The following is a 22,884-nucleotide window of genomic DNA, read 5'->3' as shown; positions in this document are numbered from 1 at the left end:
CCGAATGTGTTGCATATCTTTTTTGAATCAATATTCTGATATAATTAATTGTACTATTCGTGATTGGTTACAAGCGTCATCAAAGTGTAAACGCTATGTAAAATTTATGTAAATGATACCTCATAGCGATAACTTTTTCCATCCCTTTACAAAGAGCAGGAGACAGAGTAAAGTGATGTACAGTGTAAATTGTCCGGTTGCTATCCATCATCCAAAATTGCATTTGTTAAAGGAGTATATAATGAAATCGAACAAACCTAGAACGTTACAAAAAAATATAGAGTTTTTCACGGCTGCACTATCCCAATGCACGGTAACCGCATGGCAGGAAGATCCAGCGGGCGTCTATTGTGAAGTAGGCCGTGGCATCGTGGAGCGGATCAGCGAAGACAGCGTAAGAATTCGCAACGATAACGGTACGAAAAGTCATTATGACCGGGATATTACGATGTTCCAAACCGAAAAATAATTTTACGTAAATATGAAAAAAGACTAGCTTTCCGGAAAAGAGTGTTGTATACTCTTGGCACAAGGAAAGGAGGTGCGTCAACATATCTAATCACATGTTGAACGTGTCCCTTACCCGATCCACTAGCTTAATTTAACTGATGCTGGTGGAGGCGCGGGATACGGATCAAGGTTTCAAAAAGCGCCACGGGTAGAAAAGCCGTCTTCGGACGGCTTTTTGTTTTGTCTTTTTTCGCAGAGGTTGAAAAAACAACCAAAATATTGGAAATGAACCCTGTAGTTGAGCAAAGGATGCCCGATATAATTAGGTTGCAACTCAACCCATATTCGAGGAGGCATATTGTAATGTTCAAAAATGTAAGGGGTTTCAATACATCCATCGCTCTGGTCTTTGTTTTGTTATTCACCTCTATTATGCTGCCCACAGGCCAGCATGCCAATGCAGCACCAAGCTTCGCCAAAGGGGCCGACATCAGTTGGGTTCCCGGAATGGAAGCGCAAGGTTACAAATGGAAAGACAAAAACGGCGTACAGCGTGATATTATTGATATTTTGAAAAATGATTACCAGATCAACTCCGTTCGTATTCGTGTCTTTGTTAATCCTTCGAATGATTATGGTAACGGTTACATGAACAAGGATCGTGCAGCAGCTCTGGCCCTGCGTGCCAAAAATGCAGGCATGAGCGTCATGCTCACTCTGCACTACAGTGATTCCTGGGCTGACCCGGGTCAACAAACCAAACCTGCGGCGTGGAAAAACTACACGTTCCAGCAGCTGATGGATGCTGTATGGAATCACACGCGTGAAGTTATGACAGCCATGCAGAGTAAAGGCGTAACCCCGGACTGGGTACAAATCGGTAACGAAACAAGCAACGGTATGTTATGGGAAGATGGGAAAGCATCCACCAACATGAAAAATTATGCGTGGCTGGTGAACACGGGTCATAATGCCGTGAAGTCCATCAGCACCAGCACCAAAACGATCGTTCACCTAGCAGGCGGGGATGATAATGCCCTCTTTGTATGGAATATCGGTGGCCTGATCGATAACGGTGCCAACTTTGACATGATTGCCATGTCCCTCTATCCTTCCGCCTCCGGCTGGAACACGGCTGTCACCAATGCGGTAAACAATGCCAAGGATCTGATCAACCGGTATGGCAAAGAGATTATCGTATCGGAGATCGGGATGGATAACACCCAACCGGCAGCTGGTAAAAGTTTTGTCGCAGCGATGAAAACGCAATTCCGCAATCTGCCGAGCAGCAAAGGTAAAGGTGTATTCTACTGGGAGCCTGAAGCAACGCCGGGTTACAACGGCGGTTACAGCAAAGGTGCATGGCAGTCTAATGGCTTGCCGACCGTAATGTTGGAAGGATTTGTCGACTAACACGGAGATAAGTATCTGATGAGCAGCGGGTGGCGTTACGGTTACGGATCGTTCTTTCGATCGCTGTTATCCCCGGATTTTTTTGAATGTCCTATTCCATAGGACAAAATCCGGGGATAAAGGCGAACGCTTTGCTTCTTCAGAATCGATTCCGTCCCCTCCACTACGCTCGCTGCTTGTAGGATACTTCTAAAATGTGTTTAGTAGGAATTTGGGGTAATAAATGATAAAGGTGCTGCTTCTAATAGGAGCAGCATCTTTTTTTGGTCTAGAAAGCCCTCTTGAAGGCTTCATGTGTTGTTTAACACTTCAATGTGGTCTGAACGTAAATAGTCTTTTCGCTCATATACTTATATAATAAGATAAAAGATTCAGACAGCACACTTATTCTAAAGGTGGGGAAACGTATGGGATTTTTAAAAGAACTGGGTCAGTTTGCTGGGGAAGTTACTGGGAAAGTACTGGGCGGCACCGTCAGAGTGGCTGGGGAACTTGCAGGAAGCCCATTCATCAAAGAAATTGGGAATGGCGTAGAGAAAGCTACGATTAATACAGGGAAGACAGTAGGCCAACTTGCCAGCGGTACATATGATATGGCCAGTGGTGTGATCAGAAAAGACAATACAGCATTAGACGCTGGACTTTCCGATATTGGAGGAGCCGTTACCAATACAGCGAAAGGTGTAGTGGTATCAGCGAAGTATGTGTATAACGGTGGCAAAGATGTTTTTGTCGGCATGAAAGACGAGGACATGGAAAGAGTAAAGCTCGGGGCCAAGAATCTGATTGCCGCTGCGGCAGTCACTACATTGGCTGTAGGACTCGTAGATGCCATGGATGGTATGGAAAGTATAGAGTCGGTAGAGTCGGCAGAACTAATAGAGAATCCAAATACAGATGATATTACACCACACTAGGCAGTCTGAAGAGGACTACGTTCAGTATATCCGGATTACGTACACCAACTTCATAACGATACAAAAAAATGGACGCTAATCTCGTAAGGATTGGCGTCCATTTTCCATCTCTTTTAGTTCGAATCAATTACTTCGCTTCGCCTACAACCGTAAAGCGCTCGTTTTTATGCAGCGGGTTCTCGATCTCGTCCACCAAAGCAATAGCATAGTCAGCATAGCTGATGTAGCTGTTGCCTTCACTATTGACCAGAATGACATCATTACCTGCTTGGTATTTCCCTGTCCGAACACCCTCTGGATTAAAGAAGCCCGCCGGGCTCAGGAATGTCCATTGAATCCCAGAGGAAGCTTGCAGATCCTGCAAATTTTTCCCCTGATTCGTCGCAGTTGCTTTGTACGCATCAGGGAATCCTGGAGAGTCCACTACACGCAGTGTTTTCGAATCGTCCGTGAACAGGCTTCCTGCTCCGCCAACAACGATCAGTCGAGTATTCGGAGCATCTTTCAGAGTATTAATCAAGGCTTGTCCTGCTTCCACATGCAGATTCTCTTTCCCGGCTGGCGCACCGAATGCATTGACGATGACGTCAAATGATTTGGCATCCTCTGCCGTGAGGTCGAATACGTCTTTTTCAAGTACATTCAGACTTTTATCTTCCACCTTGGATGCATTCCGAACGATTGCTGTCACTTCATGCCCTCTATCCAACGCTTCTTTCAAAATCAAATTTCCCGCTTTGCCTGTCGCGCCAATAATTCCAATTTTCATCTTAATCTCTCCTTTGGGTTCGTATTTATAAACTTTATAATGTAACTATATTAGTTACAACATAACTTGTCAACTTACAAAAAAACCTCCATAACGTGATTAGTACGAGACTAATCCGCTATAGAGGTCTTGATTCACCATGATTAACAATCTTTATCAGGTACGCCCGCTTCTTCACGTGTACGGAAGGATGATCCACAGCCGCAGGTTGCCACTGCGTTCGGGTTGTGGATGGTGAAACCGCCGGACATGCCGGATTCTTCAAAATCAATTTCGAGTCCATTCAAATATTTCAGGTTTTCCTTCTCTACAACAACCTTCATATTCTGAATATCCATATAGAGGTCCTCATCGGACTCTTTATCGTCAAAGCCCATGGCGTACGAAAATCCGGTACAACCGCCCGGTGCTACGCCAAGACGCAAGAACATACCAGGTGCCTCTTGCTGTGCAAGCATTTCTTTCAATCGGTCTGCAGCCGTTTCGCTGATGCTAATCATGCCAGGTCACTCTCCTTTTCGTTAACTCTCCCTTAAATTATACTCCACCCCGTCAAGGGGCTCAAGTCATCTTTGCCTGTTTCCGCGTTCCCCCTTATCTCCTTTTTCTTCCCAGTGTATTGAACCCCCGGGACACGAGGTTTATAATGGGTAGGTGATCGCTTTGAAATGTCGATATTTTGTCATGACTTATTCAGGTGATGGGCATATATGGAGTTGTAATTTTTTTCACATTTCGAGACTGCACGCAGTCCCCAATGCATATAGAGTCACAAGACTCGTTTACATGAAAAAATTAGTTTTACGTACGCAGCACAAGCTGCACCGGGTAAATAAGAGTTAGTCCACATAAGATGGCGGCAGATGACCGCATCTTTTCTATGTAGTTCTGTAAGTAAGTCCTACAACCCAACTCGATTCCGGTTAAGAATAGGAGGATACAACATGTCTACATTGGTAACACCGTTCACAGACAAAAGAATGGCTGAAATCGTTGAGAAGGTACAGAACGGCGTAAGGCTGAACGTAGAAGATGGCGTTTATCTGTATGAATCGGATGATCTGCTGACTTTGGGCCAATTGGCCAATGAGGTCAACCTGCGTAAGAATGGCAAGAAGGTTTACTTTATTGAAAACATGAGCCTTTATTTTACCAACGTATGCGAAGCCCACTGTGCTTTCTGTAACTTCCGCAAAGATCAAGGCGAAGATGGTTCTTACACGTTGTCCGGTCAGGAAATGATCGATTACGTAGAACAGCATATTCACCCAGGTGTACGCGAGTTCCATATTGTAGGCGGACATAACAACCATGTTCCTTTTCAATATTATGTCGATTCCTTGCGTGCTTTAAACGAAAAATATCCGGATGTTACGCTGAAAGCCTACACGGCTGCCGAGATTGATTTCTTCACTCGTATCAGCGGACTGAGCATCAAGGAAGTGTTACAGGAGCTGCAAAAGGCAGGTTTGAAATCACTGACCGGCGGCGGCGCAGAGATTTTGTCCGATGAATACCGTAAAAAAATGCGTGTGGACAAAGCGAACGTTGACCGCTATCTGGAAGTGCACCGTACTGCTCATAATCTGGGCATGCGCACGCACACTACAATGCTTTATGGATCCATTGAGTCCTATGAGGACCGTGTAAACCATATGGCACAAATTCGCGAGCTTCAGGATGAGACGAACGGATTCATGGTCTTTATCCCTCTATCCATGCAGCCGAAAAGCAAAAACGCGAGTATCATGCGTCGTAACTCCGCTTACGAGGATCTCAAAACGATTGCGATCAGCCGTCTGATGCTTGATAACATCGATCATATCAAAGCCTACTTCATCAACATCGGTCCACAGCTGACTCAAGTTGCCCTTGGATTCGGTGCTTCGGATGCACACGGCACGATCGTTCGCGAACGGATTAGTCATGCAGCAGGCGCACTAACGCCTGAAGGTCTCACCCGCAAAGAGCTTATATGGTTAATTAAGGGTGCTGGGCGTATTCCTGTGGAGCGCGATACGTTCTACAATGAAATTCAAGTGTACGAGTAGCATGTAACAAGAGCATCACTCCAGCAGTCGACTTTCAAGCTACCCGGGGAGCCGTTTGGAATGGAGGGGTGCGAATTGCTGGAGCATATCCGTAATTTTAAATTCCTATTTTCAATCATTTCAAATAAAAAACAAAAGGAGCAGCTATGTTATTGCATAGCTGCTCCACAGGTTACAGCCCCGTTCACATGGGACTGATGCAGAAAGGAAGCCAAGTCATGAAAAATTTCGTCATTCTCGGAGGCGGCTATGGTGGCCTCACAATTATTAAAGAACTTTTGGAAGGCAAAATCCCGTCAGATACACAAATCGTGTTGGTGGACCGGAGCCCATTCCAAGGATTGAAGACAGAATATTACGCACTCGCAGCAGGGACCGTATCCGACTATGACCTGCGCATCCAGTTTCCAGTGAGCGACAAAGTCACTTACCGTTACGGAGAAGTAACTTCGATTGACCTGGAACAGCGTCAGATTGAATTTGAAGGCCAGGACCCGCTGGAATATGACAAGCTCGTAATTGGACTTGGATGTACAGACCGATTCCACAATACGCCGGGAGCCGAGGAATACAGCTGTACCATTCAAAGCTTCAGCAAAACACGGGAAACCTACCTTCGTCTTAACGAAGTCAAAGCGTATGGTAACGTGCATATTGTCGGCGGTGGATTGAGCGGCGTTGAGATGGCTGCCGAGCTTCGTGAGAGCAGACCGGATCTGAACATTAGCATCCTGGACCGTGGTGAACGTGTATTATCCGCTTTCCCGCAGCGTTTGTCCGCTTATGTTCATGAGTGGTTTAACGAACACCAGGTCGAGACACGTGGACATATCGCCATTTCACATGTTGAACCACATGCCATTTTCAACCGGGATGAAGAAATTCTAACGGATGCGGTAGTCTGGACTGCCGGAATTCAGCCCGTAAAAGTCGTACAGGATCTCGATGTGACAAAGGACCCACAAGGTCGTGTCGTACTGAACGAATATTATCAAATTCCAGAATATACTGATGTCTATGTTGTAGGTGACTGCGCCAGCGTGCCTTATGCACCAAGCGGTCAAGCTGCCGAAGTACAGGGCGAACAAATCGCTCATATTCAGCATGCCCTCTGGAAAGGCGAAAAGCCCAATCCGCAGCCACTCAAGCTTCGTGGCACACTCGGTGCACTCGGCAAGAAGGCTGGGTTTGGGCTGATGGGCAAAACGTCTATGATGGGACGTGTGCCTCGTATTTTAAAAAGTGGCGTGCTCTGGATGTCCAAGCGTCATCTCGGTTAATCGAGATCAAGCTCGCTCCAGGCATCAGCTTCGGCAATTTTGGCCAATATTGCGTTATATAAATCCTCCACTTTGTCGGTAATGACAAGCTCGCCATTCACCAGTGCAAATGGAGTCATGTAACATTGGCCGCAATTGCTGAGGCAGCCGTATTCTATCACATCATAGTCTGGATTTTCTTCCAGTTGATCCATGACTTCATCTGTGCCAAAATGCATATTATTGGCACAAAATTCAATAATCGGTCTCATGTAGGTTCACCTGCTTTGTTTGACCATTTTATTTTATGGCCATTTGTAATATAATATAGTGAGGAAAGGAGTTGAAAAAAATGAGCGAAAACGCACAAAGCACCATGTACGATGAGGTATCTGAAGTGCTTGACAAACTTCGTCCGTTCCTGCAACGCGATGGCGGTGACGTGGAACTGGTCGACGTGGAGGACGGCATCATTAAGCTGAAACTGGTCGGTGCCTGCGGCAGCTGCCCAAGCTCCACCATTACCTTAAAAGCCGGGATTGAACGCGCCCTTCTTGAAGAAGTTGAAGGTGTCGAAGAAGTCGTACAAGTATTCTAATCAATCCTTCACGAAATAAACTTCAAGAGCCTTTCGCTTCGCATGAAGCGGAGGGCTCTTTTTTGTGCAAATGAAGGCAGTCCCTTTTTTCATCGAACCTGATTATGCCTTATCCTTGCATTTCACGCCTAAGTCCGCACTTCGCCATCCTCACGCAGGATGTTGGGACGAATCGGATCAAGTCCTCCAGATACATCCATAATGTTGCCTGTTATAAAATCGGAATGATCGAGACACAGATAGGTGATCACTCGCGCAATATCTTCACCACTTCCGGGACGTCCTCTTGGCGTTTCCTCGTCGGTAATTCCTGCCATCTCATCAATCGTTTTTTCCTTGTTGGCACCGCGAATATCACCCGGACATACCATATTAACCGTAATGCCGTAAGGAGCTTCCTCCACAGCAAGTGTCTTTGTAAATGAAACGAGACCTACCTTCGCCGCAGCATACACCGCTCGATGAGGCCATGATCTTGCTTCTCCCGCATGACTGAAGCCAAAATGTATAATTCTGCCCCACTGCTTGCGCCGCATTTCCGGCAATACACGCTGATCCAGCAGCATCGGTCCAAGCAGGTTTCCTTGCACAAGCATCTGAACTTCAGCTTCCGAATACTCGGCAAATAGTCGACGTTCACGGACAAACGGACCGGCGTTGTTCACCAGAATATCAATGCTGCCTAACTTCTCTTCGACCTGTGCAACCAGCATGGTGATCTCTTCTGTCTTGGAAATATCGGCCTGGACGGCAATACACCGCACACCCTTGGCTATAATTTCAGCCTCTAATGCCTCGGCTTCCGTACGACTGTGTACGTAATTCAGGGCAATATGGCACCCCTGGTCCGCCAGACGGAGAGCTGTCATTTTACCAAGACCTTTGGCACTTCCCGTTATGAGGGCAATCTTTCCCTTCACGTTCATCCCCCTCTTCAAAGAGCAGTCACTCATCCAGTATAAAAGATTTATCATTCCCCCACAACTCGCGTTTCCCACCAATCTGTACCATTTGCAAGAAAGTGTAATTTAAGGACTAAATACTTATCTTTCAAATAACTTAAATAAATTGAATTAGGTCTTTTGAAGCAAAATTAACCCTTTATATCCATATTTCCCTTGTCTGGCCCGGATGCCTATGGTAATGTCGATAAGTCCTTATTTTCTTATGAATATAACGACACAATACATATGTTCATGTAAATGACTACATTGCATGACACCTTCGAAAGGGATATAACGTAAATGAAAAGATGGTTAGCCTCTCTACTCGCAATTTTGCTTGTCGCCTCATTTCAAGCTCCATTCTCGACCACAGCATCTGCAGAAAGTGAAAGCAATAGTTCCACCGAAGATTATCAATGGATTGATGGGCCGTCAAATGTAGTACTTGATAACAAAGCAACATTAACCGTAGCTGAAAATCTCTCCTATCTCGATGCAGCTAACACCCAAAGGTTTCTGAAGGACACGGACTCCTTCCCCAACGGAACGGAAATTGGAAGTATCTATGGCGCCGGTGAAAACTCCAACTGGTATGTTATCTTTGAATATAACGATACCGGCCATGTCGATGACAGTGAAAAGGACGATCTGGATGCTGATGAACTGCTCGATAGCTACAAACGAGGTACAGAAGAGCAAAATGAGAAAACCACACCCGAAAATCAGCTGTTTATTACCGGATGGGAGATTGAGCCCGCCTATGACAGCACCAAGCATCAACTGATCTATTCTCTTGGTCTTGAGGATGCAGAGCAGGCAAAACTCGTCAATTACAATGTGAACGTACTCACCCGCGAAGGGTACATCGGTGTTATTCTCGTTACGGATAGTGCTAATTTTGAAGAAAACCGCAAACAGTTTGAAAGCTCCGTGCTTAATCAGCTCAACGTGACCAAAGGAAACACGTATGAAGAGTTTGATGCATCCGTAGACAAAAAATCTGAACTTGGCCTAACCAGTCTGATTCTCGGTGGTGCTGGTGTGGCTGTAGCCAAGAAAGTCGGTTTATTGCTCTTGCTTAAAAAGGGGTGGTTTGTCATCGTAGCCGCCATTGTTGGCGCTTTTGGATGGATTCGTCGCAAGCTGACTGGCCGCAAAAAGGATACTGACCCAGGAGATCAGAATTCGCTATCTCCTGCTGAAGAAGCTTACCAACAGCATGCTGCCGGACAGGAGTCCACAGACTATGACAGCCAACAGACAGATGGACGTTCGGATACTGATCCGAATAAACGTTAAATCTTATAAAGTAAAGTACTTAAAGTGCTCTACATCGAAGCGCTTAACATAACGTACAAAACAAAACGCCCTGCCTTCTCTACAAAGAGAAGGCAGGGCGTTTTGTAGTGGCTCCATAAGAAGTGGAGCCGGGTCTACCATTAAATTTCAACTTAATCGTTTAGCTTAAAACGCAGGTTCTACAGCACCTTGATAACGTTCTTTGATGAATTTTTTAACCTCTTCGGAATGTAGGGCTGCAGCCAGTTTTTGGATGGCATCTGCATCTTTGTTATCTTCACGGGATACGAGGATGTTTGCATATGGGTTACCTTGCAGGTCCTCGATTAACAACGCATCCTTCTCCGGGTTCAGATTGGCTTCCAGCGCGTAGTTGGCGTTGATGAATACCAGGTCTGCTTCATCCAGTTGACGAGGCATCATGGCTGCATCCAGCTCGATAATATCCAGGTTTTTTGGATTGGCTGTAATATCCTGAATCGTTGAAACGATATTGGTGTCATCTTTGAGCGTAATCAAGCCTTCTTTGGCCAGCAACAACAGTGCACGTCCACCGTTGGACGGGTCATTCGGAATCGCTACTTTGGCACCGTCTTTCAGCTCATCCAATGATTTGATTTTTTTGGAGTAGCCAGCAAATGGCTCAACATGCACAGGTGTTACAGCAACGAGGTGAAAACCACGTTCTTTGTTCTCTGTATCCAGGTAAGGCTGGTGTTGGAAAAAGTTCGCATCCAACTGTTTATCTTCAAGTTGTTGGTTAGGTTGAACATAGTCATTGAAAGTCACGATTTGCAAGCGAATGCCTTCAGCTTCGAGTTCAGGCTTGATGCTTTCCAAAATTTCCGCATGTGGTGTAGGTGATGCTCCCACTTTCAATTCGACGGTGCGCGGTGCGCCTCCAGCATTGTCAGCGCCGCTGTCGGAATCCTTGTTGTTTCCGCAAGCCGCAAGAACCGCAATCAGCATAATGCTTAGTAGAGCAAAAGACCATTTTTTCATGTGTAAAACCCCTTCTCCAATAATTTTTTTGCATTTTGCACCAAGTCGATACCGAATCAGGCAAATGCTATATATGTGTTATTTCCTGGTGAACCATTTAACCAAACGATCGCCAGCCATCTGAAGCACTTGCACCAGAATAACCATAAATACAACAGCTATAATCATAATTTCATTCTGATATCGATAGTAGCCATAATTTATTGCCAATGTTCCCAACCCTCCACCACCAACCATGCCCGCCATCGCCGTGTAGGAGACAAGGGTAACGATGGTAATGGTAATTCCGGCTAACAGACCCGGCAGTGCCTCTGGCAGAAGCACACGCCTTACAATCTGTCCGGTTGAAGCTCCCATCGCCTGCGCCGCTTCGATGACGCCTCGATCCACTTCACGCAGTGTAGTTTCCACCAACCGGGCAAAGTATGGAGCAGCGGCAATGACGAGCGGTGGTATAACACCCAGTACGCCTGTAGCTGTGCCGACCAGTGAACGCGTGAACGGAATGAGTGCAACAATCAGAATGATAAATGGCACGGATCGCAGAATGTTTACAATAAACGAAAGTATAGTGTACACCACTTGAGACTTGATTGAAGCCGACCTTGCTGTCATGAACAGCAATACGCCCAGCGGCAAACCAATGATGATCGTGAACAGTCCCGATGCTCCCAGAATTTGCAGTGTTTCAATTGAAGCCTTACCGATTTCTTCCCAACGCACTGTTGAAAAATCCATTTAACGAAGCACCTCCACATCAAGTCCCTGGGCGATTAACTCATGAATGGTGAGGTTAATCTCATCCGACTGTCCCTCAAACCGAACGGTCAGCTGCCCATAAGGAACTTGTTTGATCGTCGAAATGGTGCCTTGCAAAATGGCGAAATCCACTCCTGTTTTGCGAACCGTTCTGGACAAAATCGCCTCATAGGTTTTATTGCCCAGGAAGGATATTTTCACAAGCTTAGAAGATCCGTCCGTCTGCAATGAAACATCTGCACTCGCCAGAGCAGTCTCTTCCAATGCTATCCCCACCTCATGGTCCCGCATCATAAAGTCACGCGTAATTGCATGCTGCGGCTTGAGGAATACTTCCGTCACCGGCCCTTGCTCCACGATGCCTCCCTGATGGATAACCGCCACCTGATCACAGATATTCTGAATCACGTGCATCTCATGGGTGATCAGAACAATGGTGAGGTTGTACTTTTCATTAATATCCAGCAACAACTTGAGAATCGAATCAGTTGTCTGGGGATCAAGTGCCGATGTAGCTTCATCACACAGCAGCACGTTTGGATCACTCGCGAGTGCTCTCGCAATACCCACCCTTTGTTTCTGTCCACCTGACAGTTGGGCCGGATATTTATTGCTGTGGTCCTCCAGTCCAACCAATGCGAGCATTTCCTTCACTTTCCGATCCATTGCATCCTTGGGAGTATTGACCAGCTTCAAAGGAAAAGCCACATTGTCATATACCGTAGCTGAGGATAACAGATTAAAGTGTTGAAAAATCATGCCGATCTTACGCCGTTGTTGTTGCAAATCGGTCTTGCCCAGACTGGTTAAATTGATTCCATCCACCCAAACCTCGCCGGCCGTCGGGCGTTCGAGCAAATTGATACAACGGATCAATGTACTCTTGCCTGCACCGGAATGACCGATAACTCCGAATATTTCACCCTTGCGGATATTCAAATTTAGATCCGATAAGGCCGTCGTACTTTTTGAACCTTTACCGTACGTCTTGGTTAAACCTTTTAATTCAATCAAAATTACTTGCTCCTTCCCACTGCTTACATGTATCTTTACCCGAATGAAAGGAAAACTCCCCTTCGATGTACAAAAAAGAGCCCCTTTTGCAGAAACAAAAAGGGCTCTTCACGTGAAAGATTATACCTTCTCATCTGCCAAAATTGTGCCTTGCACACATTTTGTAGGAATTAGCACCTAACATCTATAAAGAATGACACAGCTGTCATGCAGTTATAAATCGGTTGCCGGGCTTCATCGGGCCTGTCCCTCCGCCGCTCTCGATAAGAAATATTTAATTTATAAGTTCAGTAGTTATAATGTTAATGTCATAAATGTTAATTCCATCTAACTGTCGATCAGGAACTCAGTATAATCCAAGTATTCCGATTTGTCAAAGGGAAATATTTCAAACTAATTACTTTCCGGATTGAGTTATTCCTTGCTTATGCCACTTCTTGTTGATGTAGCCATAGGCTGCTTTTAACGTCTCACATACCATATCCACACCCTGGCGGAGTTCCAAGAGATGCTGATCCAGATCCTCCAGCTTCACTTTCCCTTGCAGAGTCTGGTGCAGCTGCCACAGATCATCCTGCATTTCGGAGTTCATGTAATGAATCTCCATGTTTCGTCGTTTGCGCAATTTGCTCATTGGCTCACGGTAAGAGTCTTTAATCTGGATCAGTTCGTTGGCAAGATCATGATGCAGTTTGTCATATCCGAACTGTCTTAATACGGTAAAATAAGAAAAATGGGTTTTAACATTGGTCGTATTTAGCTCAAATATTTCATTCAACACTGTACCTAACTTATCCAGAATGGCAAAACATCGGATGAAGCCATCCTTATAGAAGTAGACATAACGGGCATATTCCGCTTTTTCGGGTAACGTCATATCATCCGTAGAGCCTGCTTTGACTTTCTGACGAAAATGGGAAGCAGCAAAACAGCTCTGTTCCAGCTCATCCAGCGAGGAGATGAGTCCCTGGGTCCACACATACAGTTTACGATAATCATGGGTTGGATCATGGTCCACATGCATCTGTCGCTGAAATAACTCAAGCGTATCCGCCATCGCTTCTATTGCATCCTTCAGTATCCCTTCGTTTTTACGCGGCTTTTCACCCAGCAACGTTCGCAGCATATATAGCCTCCTCTTTCCACTCTGCAGATCATCAAAATAATCATAATTCATCATATTTAAACAAAATCGGAATCAGAGTAAACGTATGACCGCTGCTTACAATAGGGTGCCCTGACACGCCTGACATCAAACAAAGTTCACCTGTCCAATGATGTACATCATCGGATGGTGAACTTCACTGGATTCATCCCCTGAACGACAATAATTCGGATATATTAGAACCGGTTAACGGGCCGATGCAACTTGTACACCAGGAAACTCATATAGGTTAGTACACCGAATAAAATGGCAATATCGAGCATATGCGCCAGCGCCACGAACATGTACACTTCCGGGCGATTCATCGTAAGCATCAGTCCAAAACCAATGACCACTTGCAACAGAACCAGCACAACAGAAATGACACCTAACGCTCTTAGCTCTGTGTTATCCGGATGTTTGCGATACGCAAAATGACCGAGGATTGCAATGACAATCACTAATGAAACAGCCGCAACCCGGTGAGCGAAAGCAACCGCCACGCCTCCCGAGAGCTCGGGAATAATCTGTCCGTTACAGAGCGGAAAGCCGGAACAGCCTCCTGCCGAATCCGTATGGCTCACGAATGCCCCAGTATATACCACGAGGTACGTATAGATCGTAGAGAACCACACCAGATTACGAAAACCTTTACTGACCCGCGGATATCGATTGAGTCGTTCCAATCCACCGTGGCGAACCTCCTGCCGAATACCAAGCGCCATCATCAAGGAGCTGGCAAAGGCGATCAGTGCAAAGCCGAAATGCAGTGCCATGACTGCGGAAGATTGGGAGAAAACGACGGCAAAGGCCCCCATAATTCCCTGGACGATAACAAATATCAGCGTTAACAATGAAAACAATTGCAGGTCACGGCGTGATTTGCCAAACCGTAAAAATGCTACAAAAGAGGCTATGGACAACAGCCCTGCCAGTGCGCTTACAGCGCGATGGGAAAATTCAATAAGTGAGGCAACAGTGTGCGCAGGCACAAGTTTTCCGTTACATAAAGGCCATTCTGCACCGCAGCCGAGGCCTGATTCCGTTCGGGTTACAACGCCTCCGCCAAATGTAGCCAGAAACATGACAAGACAGGTTAATACGGTTAACCATTTAAACAAGGTTAAGTGCTTCAATTTTTTTCTCACCCGCTGTTGGTTTAAGATGGCGAAGAACTACATCCTCCGCTTGATTCGATACTTTGACACTTATTTCACAACTAAATTCATTATACCGGATAAATGTGTCATTGACGTCGCGCTTTGTGACAAAATGTTAACGTCTGTCGAAAAACTGACCCTCCATTTATTAGGACCTATGTACATCACTAGCTTCCCCGAAAAATGTTAAAAATACAAACGCCACTTCCCTATTTCAAGAGAAATGGCGTTCCTTTAATTATAACCTTTTACATAGTGAAGCTGTCATACTTTTTATTGATGAATCGTGTTATATACCTCAACTGCACGCTGCAGGAATTGCTCAATCTCTTCTCTCGACTTGCGCAGTTTGTTCACATATCGAACGAGTTCACGGCCATCCGTGTAAGCTACAAAGCTTGGAATACCAAGGATATTTTGCTCTTCGCTCACTGTCCCCACCTGATCCACATCGACCTCAACCAGTGTCAGCTCACGTGCAAACTGCTCTTCAACTTCAGGCATAAAGGGATCGATGAACTTGCAATCACCACACCAATCCGCCTTAAATACGGCTACAGTTAAACGCGAAGATTGGATCGCCACATCGAATTCCGGTTTGGATGTTATCTTTTCCATCACAGCATCTTCCTTTCTATACCTTGTCTTATTCTCTAAGTGAAGCAAATTGCGGAGTGGAAGTCAAATATTCAGCGCATACTTAAATCAACAGCATTAAAAAACAAACTGTATACAGATGATCAGGAAAGGATGTCATGTCATGACTTCCATTAAAACGAATGCCTCCGAGTCTGCCCATCACGGGTCGATATTGCATATGGTTCGATCCATCCCAGGTGCGGCCCGGGAAGTGTGGCGGGGTAAACAGGCGGCTTGGCAGGCCTCTGCACAGCTTCGTCATCCCTTGCGTGATATGGCTTGGGACTCTGACATGGCTGCTGCCTTACAAACTGAGGTGGAGCGCCTTCTGCCTGGCAACGAGAGTACTTTTGCCCGAAATAAGCTCAGTGCACTGGTCTGTGAAGAGGACTGCATTATTCTGGAAGAGATTAAAACCTTAACGCAGGAAAACAACCGCAGTAACATTACTCGCACAGCAGCATATCTGGAATGTTATGAACAGTATCCAGAGCTGCATTGGGCCCTGCTTGCCCATATGGTGTCCCGCAACGGCGGATATCATATGACCGATCTTCAGAGTGATCTTATGCACAATCTGCAAAATCAAACCGACCGTGAGCACATGTACCGATTACTTGAGCGTTGTAATGCACTCATTTTCCAGGATGCGTATCCCCAGCTTCTGTTGTATATGAACAGCCGCCGGATCGGCCGAAGCTGTTTTCATTTGTTGTCCCATTTTCATGTATCGGCGTTCATGACACCGTTCTGGGAACGATTTTGGCTGGAGCGATGCAGCTCGCTGCTGTGTGTGGCGTTAATTATTAATGAGCAGAACTATATCGAGAGCCGGGTGGTGCAGCATCCCTATTTTCAAAAAGAAGTGCTCTCCAAACCCTCATTTCATCTGCATAATCTGGCTGGGTTGAATCATATCGTTTTCCCACTAGGACGAGAAAAGGGGCTTGCAGGCCGGGTAATTGAACATTTTGGCAAGCTGGATGAGCGAATTATGTTTGGCAAAGGTTTATATGCGATGCTGTTTGGAGTCGAGCAAGTTTTCACACAGGTGCTGGAGTTTGCGCGCTCGGTTCCTCACCATGGTTCACGTGCTGAATATTGGCCCGGTCTGTTCACCGCACATGAAGATGAAGCCGGAGAAGATGAGTTATATAGCCAGGAGCTGCTGGATCAAGAATGGCTGGCGGAAGGACAACGGTTATATAGTCCTGAACTGCTGGCCGTATGGGGTGATACGCCATATGAACCGATAACAAGGCAGGATTGGCTGCAAAATCGCGACTGTCTCGGTCATCTCACAATCCCGCGCCGCCCATGGTTGTTCGAGATGAGCCATGAACATCGGTATGGGATGCTGAAAACCGCGTTGGCCCATGATGCCCAAACCTTGACGCATTAAGTGCGGTCACCCATACAAGGACATCGTCTAGAAAGTGGAACGCGTACCCTTATCGATTAGGTTCTTAATTCAGCCATCTTGGACATACAAAAAAGCCCTGTCCACTATAATAGCAGACAGAGCTTGTACTTATTTCAAACAGATAACGAAGTTGTGAATTGTATGCTGAATAGTTATCCACGTTGCCCGGCTCCACGTTGAAGACGCATGAGCGGACGGAGTATTTTTTGCAAAATACGAGGGTAACTGCCCAGCTCGTCTTTACGGAGCACACGCAGAACAACCATGAGTACCAGATACACAACCACCACAAGAGCACCCACAAACAGACAGGTAACGAGGAAAGATACACGTGTTGGCAGGAATAAATCAAAGATGGAGTTCCCGGCCCAGTTGGCCGCAAAACCAACACCCGCCGCAAGCAGTACGGTAATGATGAACCCTTTCCAGCGATCTCCCATGATTGAGAAATCAACAATTTTCCGAAGCACCCGCAGGTTCAGGTACGTAATAACCAGGAAACACAATGCGGTCGCAATAATGATCCCGTAGATGCCAAAGATCGGAGCCAGAATCAGGCTCGCTACAAGTTTGACCACGATACCTGCTGCCACACTGATCATGGTGATCCGTGGTTTGCCCACCCCAAGCAAAATAGAGTTGGTAGTCATCATCGTAATTTGGAAAATGGTACCGAACGTCAGCAATGTAATGATGGGTGTCCCGTCTGGACTGGTGAACAGTAAGCCGTTAACGGAATACGCCGCCGCACACAGCGCGATAACGATTGGCATTCCTGTCAGAATCGAAATGCGCAAAGCAAGCGTCACCTGATTTTTCAGATGAACCTCATCCTTACGTGCAAAAGCTGCTGAAATGACTGGCACAAGCGATTGACTCAGAGCGATAGCCAGAATCGGCGGGATGCCTGCGATACTTTGGGCCTTAGCACCGAGGATCGCAAGTACACCTGTCGCTTCTTCCAGTCCAATACGACCGCTAAGGAGCGGAACTACCAGCGATGAATCGATAAAGTTAATTGCCGGAACAGCGAGTGAAGATAATACAATTGGAATCGAAAGTTTGAATATATCACTGTAGATGCCCCGCATAGGCAGTTGCTCTACACGCTCGTAATTCAATTGCGCTGCACGGTCATTTTTGCGAAGCTTTAAGGTGAAGTACAGCATGACGCCAAACGCACCGATGCTTCCGAATACGCCCCCAAATGAAGCCCCCGCGGCGATCGTTTGATCATCGTAATTCCATTGCAGCATAACAAACGCCACGATAATCGCTGTACCCACGCGTGCAAACTGCTCCACAATCTGTGAAATCCCGCCTGCCGTCATGTTGCCGCGACCCTGGAAATATCCTCGCATCATGGCGATGGCTGGAAAGAGCAGGAGCGCTGGAGCCAGGGCTCGAATGGCGCTCACCGATTCCGGCACTTTGGACACGTACGTCGCATAATAAGGTGCCGCGAACCACAATAAAGCAGACATGACTACCCCGGCTACAGCCGCAAAGATCAGGGCTGCACGGTAGATTTGTTGTGCTTCACTTGCGCGTCCCAGCGCATAACGTTCCGACACCATTTTACTAAGCGTGCTTGGTATACCCGCTGTAGCTACAGTTAACAGCATTAAATATACCGTATTGGAGATGGTAAACGATGCGTTACCGATATCGCCGAGGATATGCTCGAGCGGCACCCGTTGTACCAATCCGAGTACCCTCGCGATCAGTGCAGCGGCCGCCAGAATGAGCGTCCCCTTAATGAATGTTTCTTTCTTAGACAAGCCAATTCCCCTTCTTTCCCCCACACCGACGTGCATCCAGATGAAACGACTCCCGAACGTCTATGCGAATCTTACGACCCAGATAATAAACAGGACGATCATGACGATTTGCAAAATAATTTTCATGACGGTGCTTGTAAACAGCCCCACCACGGAACCAAATCCGACTTTGGAAGCTTTGGAAGGTGAAGACCCACCGATTAGTTCCCCGATAAAAGCACCGATAAACGGGCCCAATACCAGTCCGAACGCCGGAATGACAAATGGACCAATGATGACACCAATCGTACTGAGTGTCGTTGATAATTTGGAGCCGCCGAATTTCTTCACACCCCAGGCACTGACGACATAATCAGCCACGAACAACACAACTACGATCAATATCTGGATGATCCAGAACCATACACCGAACGGATCAAAGCTGAAGAACCAGCCATAGACCAGAAACGCGAAGAAAATCGCGATAGCACCAGGCAGTATGGGATATACCGTTCCGGCCATGCCTACCGCAAACAGCAGTACAATTAAAATCCAGCCAACGGTTGCAAGCAAAGGTTATTCCCCCTTCAAAATATGTTCACGGATGACTTCGACAATGCCATCTTCGTTATTGCTCGCTACGATCAGGTCAGCCGCTTCCTTCACCTGCTCCTGCGCATTGCCCATGGCAACCCCAAGACCCACAGCTTCAATGACAGCCAGATCATTCAAGCTGTCTCCAACAGCGACCACTTCGGACATCTCTATGCCCAGCAGCTTGCAGACTTCAGCTACACCGCTCGCTTTGGATACACCGCCAGGGTTAATCTCAATATTAACAGGTGAGGAGTTCGTCATTTGCAGGCCGCCCATTTGTTGCAGCTCCATCATAATCTGGTGACGGACTTCATCCACTTCGGTATTGAATCCGAATTTCAGCCATTCCAGACCTTCGATATTGTCTGTCCAGCGATCACGGTTGAACAGCTCTTCAACGGAGTATGCCCAGTACCAGCTATTATATTTTTCGCCAATCTCCTGCATTTTGCGGATCAGTGACGGGTCCATTAGATGGCGCATATGCAAATCATGCGGAGCTTTCCAGACTTCACTGCCATTGACCGTAATCATCGGGGTCTCCAGCCCAAGCTGTACCGCATAAGGCATCGCATGAAAAACAGCTCTTCCTGTTGAAAGGCACACATGCACTCCCCGGCGAATGGCGATCTGAATCCATTTGGCGGTTTCCTGTGTAATTTCGTGATTATCGTTGAGCAGTGTTCCATCCATATCCAATGCAAGCAATTTGTATTTTAGTTCACTCATGCTGTATTACCTCCTTAATGGTCTCTCTACTTCTCCCTATCTAACATACTCTCACAAAAAGATCGCCCGGCATTCGCGTAGGCGGATGCTCCGGACGTCACAGCTAACGACATTTTACCACAGATCGTCGGCCTGCAACAAAGTAACCCGCGATGTGGGTGAACCTTTGCAACATTGCAGCAGGTGTCTGTTCCATGTCGTAGACCTGTCCCCCACAAGATAAATAGTGTCGGAATCCATGAAAAAACCGCCTGCAATGCAGGCGGCTTCTACGCTTTATCCATTAACGTGCCGCGAATTTGCGACGAGCATATCGGAAAACAATACCATGCTTGGGTGACAACAGCAGGGCCAAGACAAACAGAATGCCGGCTACCGCCACCATGCAGCCTGCAATAGAAGCATCCAGTGCGTAAGCCATGATATAGCCTCCAACCGAGGAAGCTGCTCCTACAAGCACGCTGTACAGAATCATTTTGCCCAGTCGATCCGTGAGCAGGTAAGCCGTCGCCGCGGGTACAATGAGCATGCCAACAACGAGAATGGAACCTACACTTTCAAATGAAGCCACCGATGTCATGGAGACGAGCCCCATAAGCAGATAGTGAAACAGCACCACCGGAATGCCGCAAGCCGCAGCCAGCGCCGGATCGAAGGCACACAGCTTGAATTGCTTGTAGAACAATCCGATCACAACAAGGATCACCAGCAGCGTGATGCCAAGCATCCAGACCGCCCTAGGTCCTACATCCGTTCCCCCAAAGGTCAGGGTATCCCACTGCACATAAGCGATCTCACCGAACAATACGCAGTCCAGATCCAGGTCGATATGCTGGGCGTTGAGACTGATGAGAATGACACCCACTGCGAAGAGCGCCGTAAACACAATCCCAATGGAAGCATCAGACGATAGTCCTCCAGCCTGCAAGCTTTGAATGAAGAATACCGTCAGTAATCCAAATACCGTTGCACCGAGCAGCATCCATAGTGAATCACGTGACCCGCTCCACAGAAAAGCAATCGCTATACCCGGGAGAACCGCATGACTGATCGCATCTCCGACCAGAGCCATCCGCCGCAGAATCAGGAAACAGCCAAGAATAGCGCAGGCAGAGGATACCAGAATGGCCGTTAATATAATCCAGAACGTTGCCATTACAGTTCACCCCGTTCCTGCTGTGCTCGCTGTGCAGACAGTGTCTGGAGTGTAGCACGCTCTTCTCTCAAATAAGTGGACTTCGCCTGAATGCTGCGCAAACGGCGAGCTAATATTCCACGACGCGGGGCAAGCAGTGCGGAGCCGGCAAATAATACTGTAGCTGCCAATACCGTCACAGGCCCAGTTGGCAGATTAGGCACAAGTGTGCTGAAGATCGTACCTGTCGCACCGCTCAGTGCTCCAAATACGCCGGCCAACACTACCATAAGCGAGAGCGAGTCCGTCCAGCAGCGGGCCGCTGCTGCAGGGGTCACCAGCAAAGCAGCGACAAGCACCACACCCACCGCCTGAATCCCCGCAACAACCGCTATAACGGTCAACAGCAGAATCAGTTGTTCCAGCATGCCAACTGGCAGTCCCATCCCCCGTGCAAAGCCCGGGTCAAAGCTCACCAGCTTGAATTCCTTGAACCATGCAAGACAGGCAATCAACAATACAAGACAGACACCGCCCATCACATACACATCCGTCATCACCATGGATGCGGCCTGACCAAACAAGTATTTATCGAGTCCACTTTGACTACCGCTGGCACTGTGCTGAATCCGAGTAAGCAACACTACGCCAATTCCGAAAAATACAGTCAGCACAATCCCCATCGCCGCATCCTGCTTGATCCGGGAATTCCGTGTAATCCACGATATGCCGAAGGTCGCCACAATTCCAGCGACGAGCGCACCGAACAGAAATAATCCTACGGATTTGGTTTCCGTCAACATAAACGCGATACAAATCCCTGGCAGAGCTGCATGAGCCAGCGTATCCCCCATAAGACTCTGACGACGCAAAAATGTAAAGGAACCTATAATTCCACTACTGAATCCAAGCAATAAGCAGCCAAGCAATATCCAGCGTGTATTGGGGTCGGACACGATAGCTACAATCCAGTTCCACATGCACTACACCTGGCCTTTCTCCGTCCGGCTTCCGATCATCGCGATCCGGCCTCCGTACGTCTCTTGCAAAGTATCCGGTACAAATACTTCATTCGTTGGTCCACCTGCAACCAGCCGTCCATTGAGGAGTAACACATGATCAAAATATTCCTCTACTGTCGCCAGATCATGGTGAACAACCAGTACGGTCTTGCCTTGCTTCTTCAACTGTTCCAACAGTGAAATGATGGCTTTTTCCGTTGTGGCATCCACGCCTGCAAATGGCTCATCCATGAAATACAGATCGGCATCCTGTACCAGTGCCCGTGCCAGAAAGACACGCTGCTGTTGTCCGCCGGACAGCTGACTGATCTGGCGGTGCATATAGTCGCCCATTCCCACTTGCTCCAGGCAGTGAGCTGCCAGATCCCGTTCTTTTTTGCCTGGACGACGGAACCAGCCCAGATGTCCATATCGCCCCATCATGACAACATCGAGCGCGTGAGTCGGGAAATCCCAATCCACGGATTCCCGCTGAGGCACATAGCCGATCCGGCGACGTTGTTCTCGGTAGGACTGACCAAAAATTTTCACCTTACCGTGCATTTTAGGAACTAGTCCCAGAACGGCTTTAATCAAGGTTGATTTCCCGGCCCCATTGGGACCCAAAATGCCAATCAACTGACCTTCTGGAATGTCAAAAGATACCCCACTAAGCACCGGTTTTTTATGGTAAGCTACCGCCAGATCCCGAACACTAAGAGGAGCTGATGTAGGTTGCGTTCCCTGCAAATGGTTAGCACTAGGTTGTGACTGAGATTTTTCCGATAAAATTGCTTCACTCATATTCTTTTACTCCTCTC

Annotated in this window: 24 protein-coding genes and 1 riboswitch; of the genes, 8 read left to right on the top strand and 16 right to left on the bottom strand. The window is 47.1% G+C overall.

The window, feature by feature from the left end:
- The first annotated feature begins 241 nt into the window (after positions 1 to 241).
- From Q0V21_RS26210 to Q0V21_RS26200, 3 genes are all read left to right on the top strand, one after another.
- Complete coding sequence (locus Q0V21_RS26210; RefSeq protein WP_024632656.1) at positions 242 to 469, top strand: hypothetical protein; 228 nt, start codon at positions 242 to 244, stop codon at positions 467 to 469.
- A gap of 344 nt (positions 470 to 813) precedes the next feature.
- The gene (locus Q0V21_RS26205) at positions 814 to 1,863 is read left to right on the top strand and encodes a glycoside hydrolase family 53 protein (RefSeq protein WP_443145331.1); all 1,050 of its coding nucleotides are present in this window, start codon (positions 814 to 816) and stop codon (positions 1,861 to 1,863) included.
- A gap of 407 nt (positions 1,864 to 2,270) precedes the next feature.
- Positions 2,271 to 2,780 (top strand): hypothetical protein, encoded by a 510-nt coding sequence (locus tag Q0V21_RS26200; protein ID WP_301881271.1) that lies wholly within the window; start codon positions 2,271 to 2,273, stop codon positions 2,778 to 2,780.
- Positions 2,781 to 2,907: 127 nt separating this feature from the next.
- Here the strand turns inward: Q0V21_RS26200 and Q0V21_RS26195 are convergent, their stop codons facing one another.
- Together Q0V21_RS26195 and Q0V21_RS26190 are read right to left on the bottom strand one after the other, a co-directional pair.
- Positions 2,908 to 3,549: an NAD(P)-dependent oxidoreductase gene (locus tag Q0V21_RS26195; protein ID WP_301881269.1), complete on the bottom strand. Its 642-nt coding sequence runs from the start codon at positions 3,547 to 3,549 to the stop codon at positions 2,908 to 2,910.
- A 143-nt stretch (positions 3,550 to 3,692) separates the two neighbouring features.
- Positions 3,693 to 4,049: a HesB/IscA family protein gene (locus Q0V21_RS26190; RefSeq protein ID WP_024632660.1), complete on the bottom strand. Its 357-nt coding sequence runs from the start codon at positions 4,047 to 4,049 to the stop codon at positions 3,693 to 3,695.
- 444 nt (positions 4,050 to 4,493) lie between these two features.
- Here Q0V21_RS26190 and mqnE point away from each other — a divergent pair, with 444 nt between their 5' ends.
- Positions 4,494 to 5,600 (top strand): aminofutalosine synthase MqnE, encoded by a 1,107-nt coding sequence (gene mqnE, locus Q0V21_RS26185; protein WP_301881268.1) that lies wholly within the window; start codon positions 4,494 to 4,496, stop codon positions 5,598 to 5,600.
- A gap of 218 nt (positions 5,601 to 5,818) precedes the next feature.
- Complete coding sequence (locus tag Q0V21_RS26180) at positions 5,819 to 6,880, top strand: NAD(P)/FAD-dependent oxidoreductase (protein WP_301881267.1); 1,062 nt, start codon at positions 5,819 to 5,821, stop codon at positions 6,878 to 6,880.
- Here Q0V21_RS26180 and Q0V21_RS26175 read toward each other — a convergent pair.
- Positions 6,877 to 7,131: a YuzB family protein gene (locus Q0V21_RS26175; RefSeq protein ID WP_053783252.1), complete on the bottom strand. Its 255-nt coding sequence runs from the start codon at positions 7,129 to 7,131 to the stop codon at positions 6,877 to 6,879. The two genes, Q0V21_RS26180 and Q0V21_RS26175, sit on opposite strands and share 4 nt — an antisense overlap.
- Positions 7,132 to 7,211: 80 nt before the next feature.
- Here Q0V21_RS26175 and Q0V21_RS26170 point away from each other — a divergent pair, with 80 nt between their 5' ends.
- On the top strand, positions 7,212 to 7,457 hold the full coding sequence (locus tag Q0V21_RS26170; protein ID WP_024632664.1) for a NifU family protein: 246 nt from the start codon (positions 7,212 to 7,214) through the stop codon (positions 7,455 to 7,457).
- 128 nt (positions 7,458 to 7,585) lie between these two features.
- On the opposite strand, the gene Q0V21_RS26165 is transcribed toward Q0V21_RS26170, so the two are convergent.
- Positions 7,586 to 8,377, bottom strand: coding sequence for an SDR family oxidoreductase (locus Q0V21_RS26165; RefSeq protein ID WP_301881266.1), 792 nt, complete (start codon positions 8,375 to 8,377; stop codon positions 7,586 to 7,588).
- A 324-nt stretch (positions 8,378 to 8,701) separates the two neighbouring features.
- On the opposite strand from Q0V21_RS26165, the gene Q0V21_RS26160 reads away from it, so the two are divergent.
- Entirely contained in the window at positions 8,702 to 9,700 is a 999-nt protein-coding gene (locus Q0V21_RS26160) for a DUF2167 domain-containing protein (RefSeq protein ID WP_301881265.1), read from the top strand.
- Positions 9,701 to 9,865: 165 nt separating this feature from the next.
- Here Q0V21_RS26160 and Q0V21_RS26155 read toward each other — a convergent pair whose 3' ends face one another.
- The 6 genes from Q0V21_RS26155 to Q0V21_RS26130 form a co-directional block, all read right to left on the bottom strand.
- Positions 9,866 to 10,702, bottom strand: coding sequence for a MetQ/NlpA family ABC transporter substrate-binding protein (locus tag Q0V21_RS26155; RefSeq protein ID WP_024631236.1), 837 nt, complete (start codon positions 10,700 to 10,702; stop codon positions 9,866 to 9,868).
- Positions 10,703 to 10,780: 78 nt separating this feature from the next.
- Entirely contained in the window at positions 10,781 to 11,440 is a 660-nt protein-coding gene (locus tag Q0V21_RS26150; protein ID WP_024631237.1) for a methionine ABC transporter permease, read from the bottom strand.
- Complete coding sequence (locus Q0V21_RS26145; protein WP_024631238.1) at positions 11,441 to 12,475, bottom strand: methionine ABC transporter ATP-binding protein; 1,035 nt, start codon at positions 12,473 to 12,475, stop codon at positions 11,441 to 11,443.
- Positions 12,476 to 12,602: 127 nt separating this feature from the next.
- Positions 12,603 to 12,745, bottom strand: a riboswitch (SAM riboswitch).
- Between the two features lie 127 nt (positions 12,746 to 12,872).
- Positions 12,873 to 13,601, bottom strand: coding sequence for a Cthe_2314 family HEPN domain-containing protein (locus Q0V21_RS26140; RefSeq protein WP_301881264.1), 729 nt, complete (start codon positions 13,599 to 13,601; stop codon positions 12,873 to 12,875).
- A gap of 215 nt (positions 13,602 to 13,816) precedes the next feature.
- Positions 13,817 to 14,755 carry a COX15/CtaA family protein gene (locus Q0V21_RS26135; RefSeq protein WP_024631240.1) on the bottom strand — a complete coding sequence of 313 codons (939 nt, stop codon included), beginning with the start codon at positions 14,753 to 14,755 and terminating at the stop codon, positions 13,817 to 13,819.
- 297 nt (positions 14,756 to 15,052) lie between these two features.
- Positions 15,053 to 15,397 (bottom strand): thioredoxin family protein, encoded by a 345-nt coding sequence (locus Q0V21_RS26130; protein ID WP_301881263.1) that lies wholly within the window; start codon positions 15,395 to 15,397, stop codon positions 15,053 to 15,055.
- 142 nt (positions 15,398 to 15,539) lie between these two features.
- Here Q0V21_RS26130 and Q0V21_RS26125 point away from each other — a divergent pair, with 142 nt between their 5' ends.
- Positions 15,540 to 16,820, top strand: a complete 1,281-nt coding sequence (locus tag Q0V21_RS26125; RefSeq protein ID WP_301881262.1) for a DUF2515 family protein — start codon at positions 15,540 to 15,542, stop codon at positions 16,818 to 16,820.
- Between the two features lie 173 nt (positions 16,821 to 16,993).
- Here the strand turns inward: Q0V21_RS26125 and Q0V21_RS26120 are convergent, their stop codons facing one another.
- From Q0V21_RS26120 to Q0V21_RS26095, 6 genes are all read right to left on the bottom strand, one after another.
- Positions 16,994 to 18,622, bottom strand: a complete 1,629-nt coding sequence (locus tag Q0V21_RS26120) for a putative polysaccharide biosynthesis protein (RefSeq protein WP_094937506.1) — start codon at positions 18,620 to 18,622, stop codon at positions 16,994 to 16,996.
- A gap of 60 nt (positions 18,623 to 18,682) precedes the next feature.
- A complete protein-coding gene (locus tag Q0V21_RS26115) occupies positions 18,683 to 19,123 on the bottom strand; it encodes a DUF456 domain-containing protein (RefSeq protein WP_052016655.1) in 441 nt (146 codons plus the stop codon).
- Between the two features lie 54 nt (positions 19,124 to 19,177).
- A complete protein-coding gene (locus tag Q0V21_RS26110) occupies positions 19,178 to 19,927 on the bottom strand; it encodes a Cof-type HAD-IIB family hydrolase (protein ID WP_079347710.1) in 750 nt (249 codons plus the stop codon).
- 283 nt (positions 19,928 to 20,210) lie between these two features.
- Positions 20,211 to 21,083 (bottom strand): metal ABC transporter permease, encoded by an 873-nt coding sequence (locus Q0V21_RS26105; RefSeq protein ID WP_301881260.1) that lies wholly within the window; start codon positions 21,081 to 21,083, stop codon positions 20,211 to 20,213.
- A complete protein-coding gene (locus Q0V21_RS26100; protein WP_301881258.1) occupies positions 21,083 to 22,042 on the bottom strand; it encodes a metal ABC transporter permease in 960 nt (319 codons plus the stop codon). Before Q0V21_RS26100 ends, Q0V21_RS26105 begins: the two co-directional genes overlap by 1 nt.
- A gap of 3 nt (positions 22,043 to 22,045) precedes the next feature.
- Positions 22,046 to 22,867: a metal ABC transporter ATP-binding protein gene (locus Q0V21_RS26095; protein WP_024631248.1), complete on the bottom strand. Its 822-nt coding sequence runs from the start codon at positions 22,865 to 22,867 to the stop codon at positions 22,046 to 22,048.
- Positions 22,868 to 22,884 lie beyond the last annotated feature (17 nt).

Source organism: Paenibacillus sp. 11B (assembly GCF_030487755.1).
Taxonomy (GTDB): Bacteria; Bacillota; Bacilli; order Paenibacillales; family Paenibacillaceae; genus Paenibacillus; species Paenibacillus vandeheii.
This window is presented reverse-complemented; position numbering and strand designations above follow the sequence as displayed.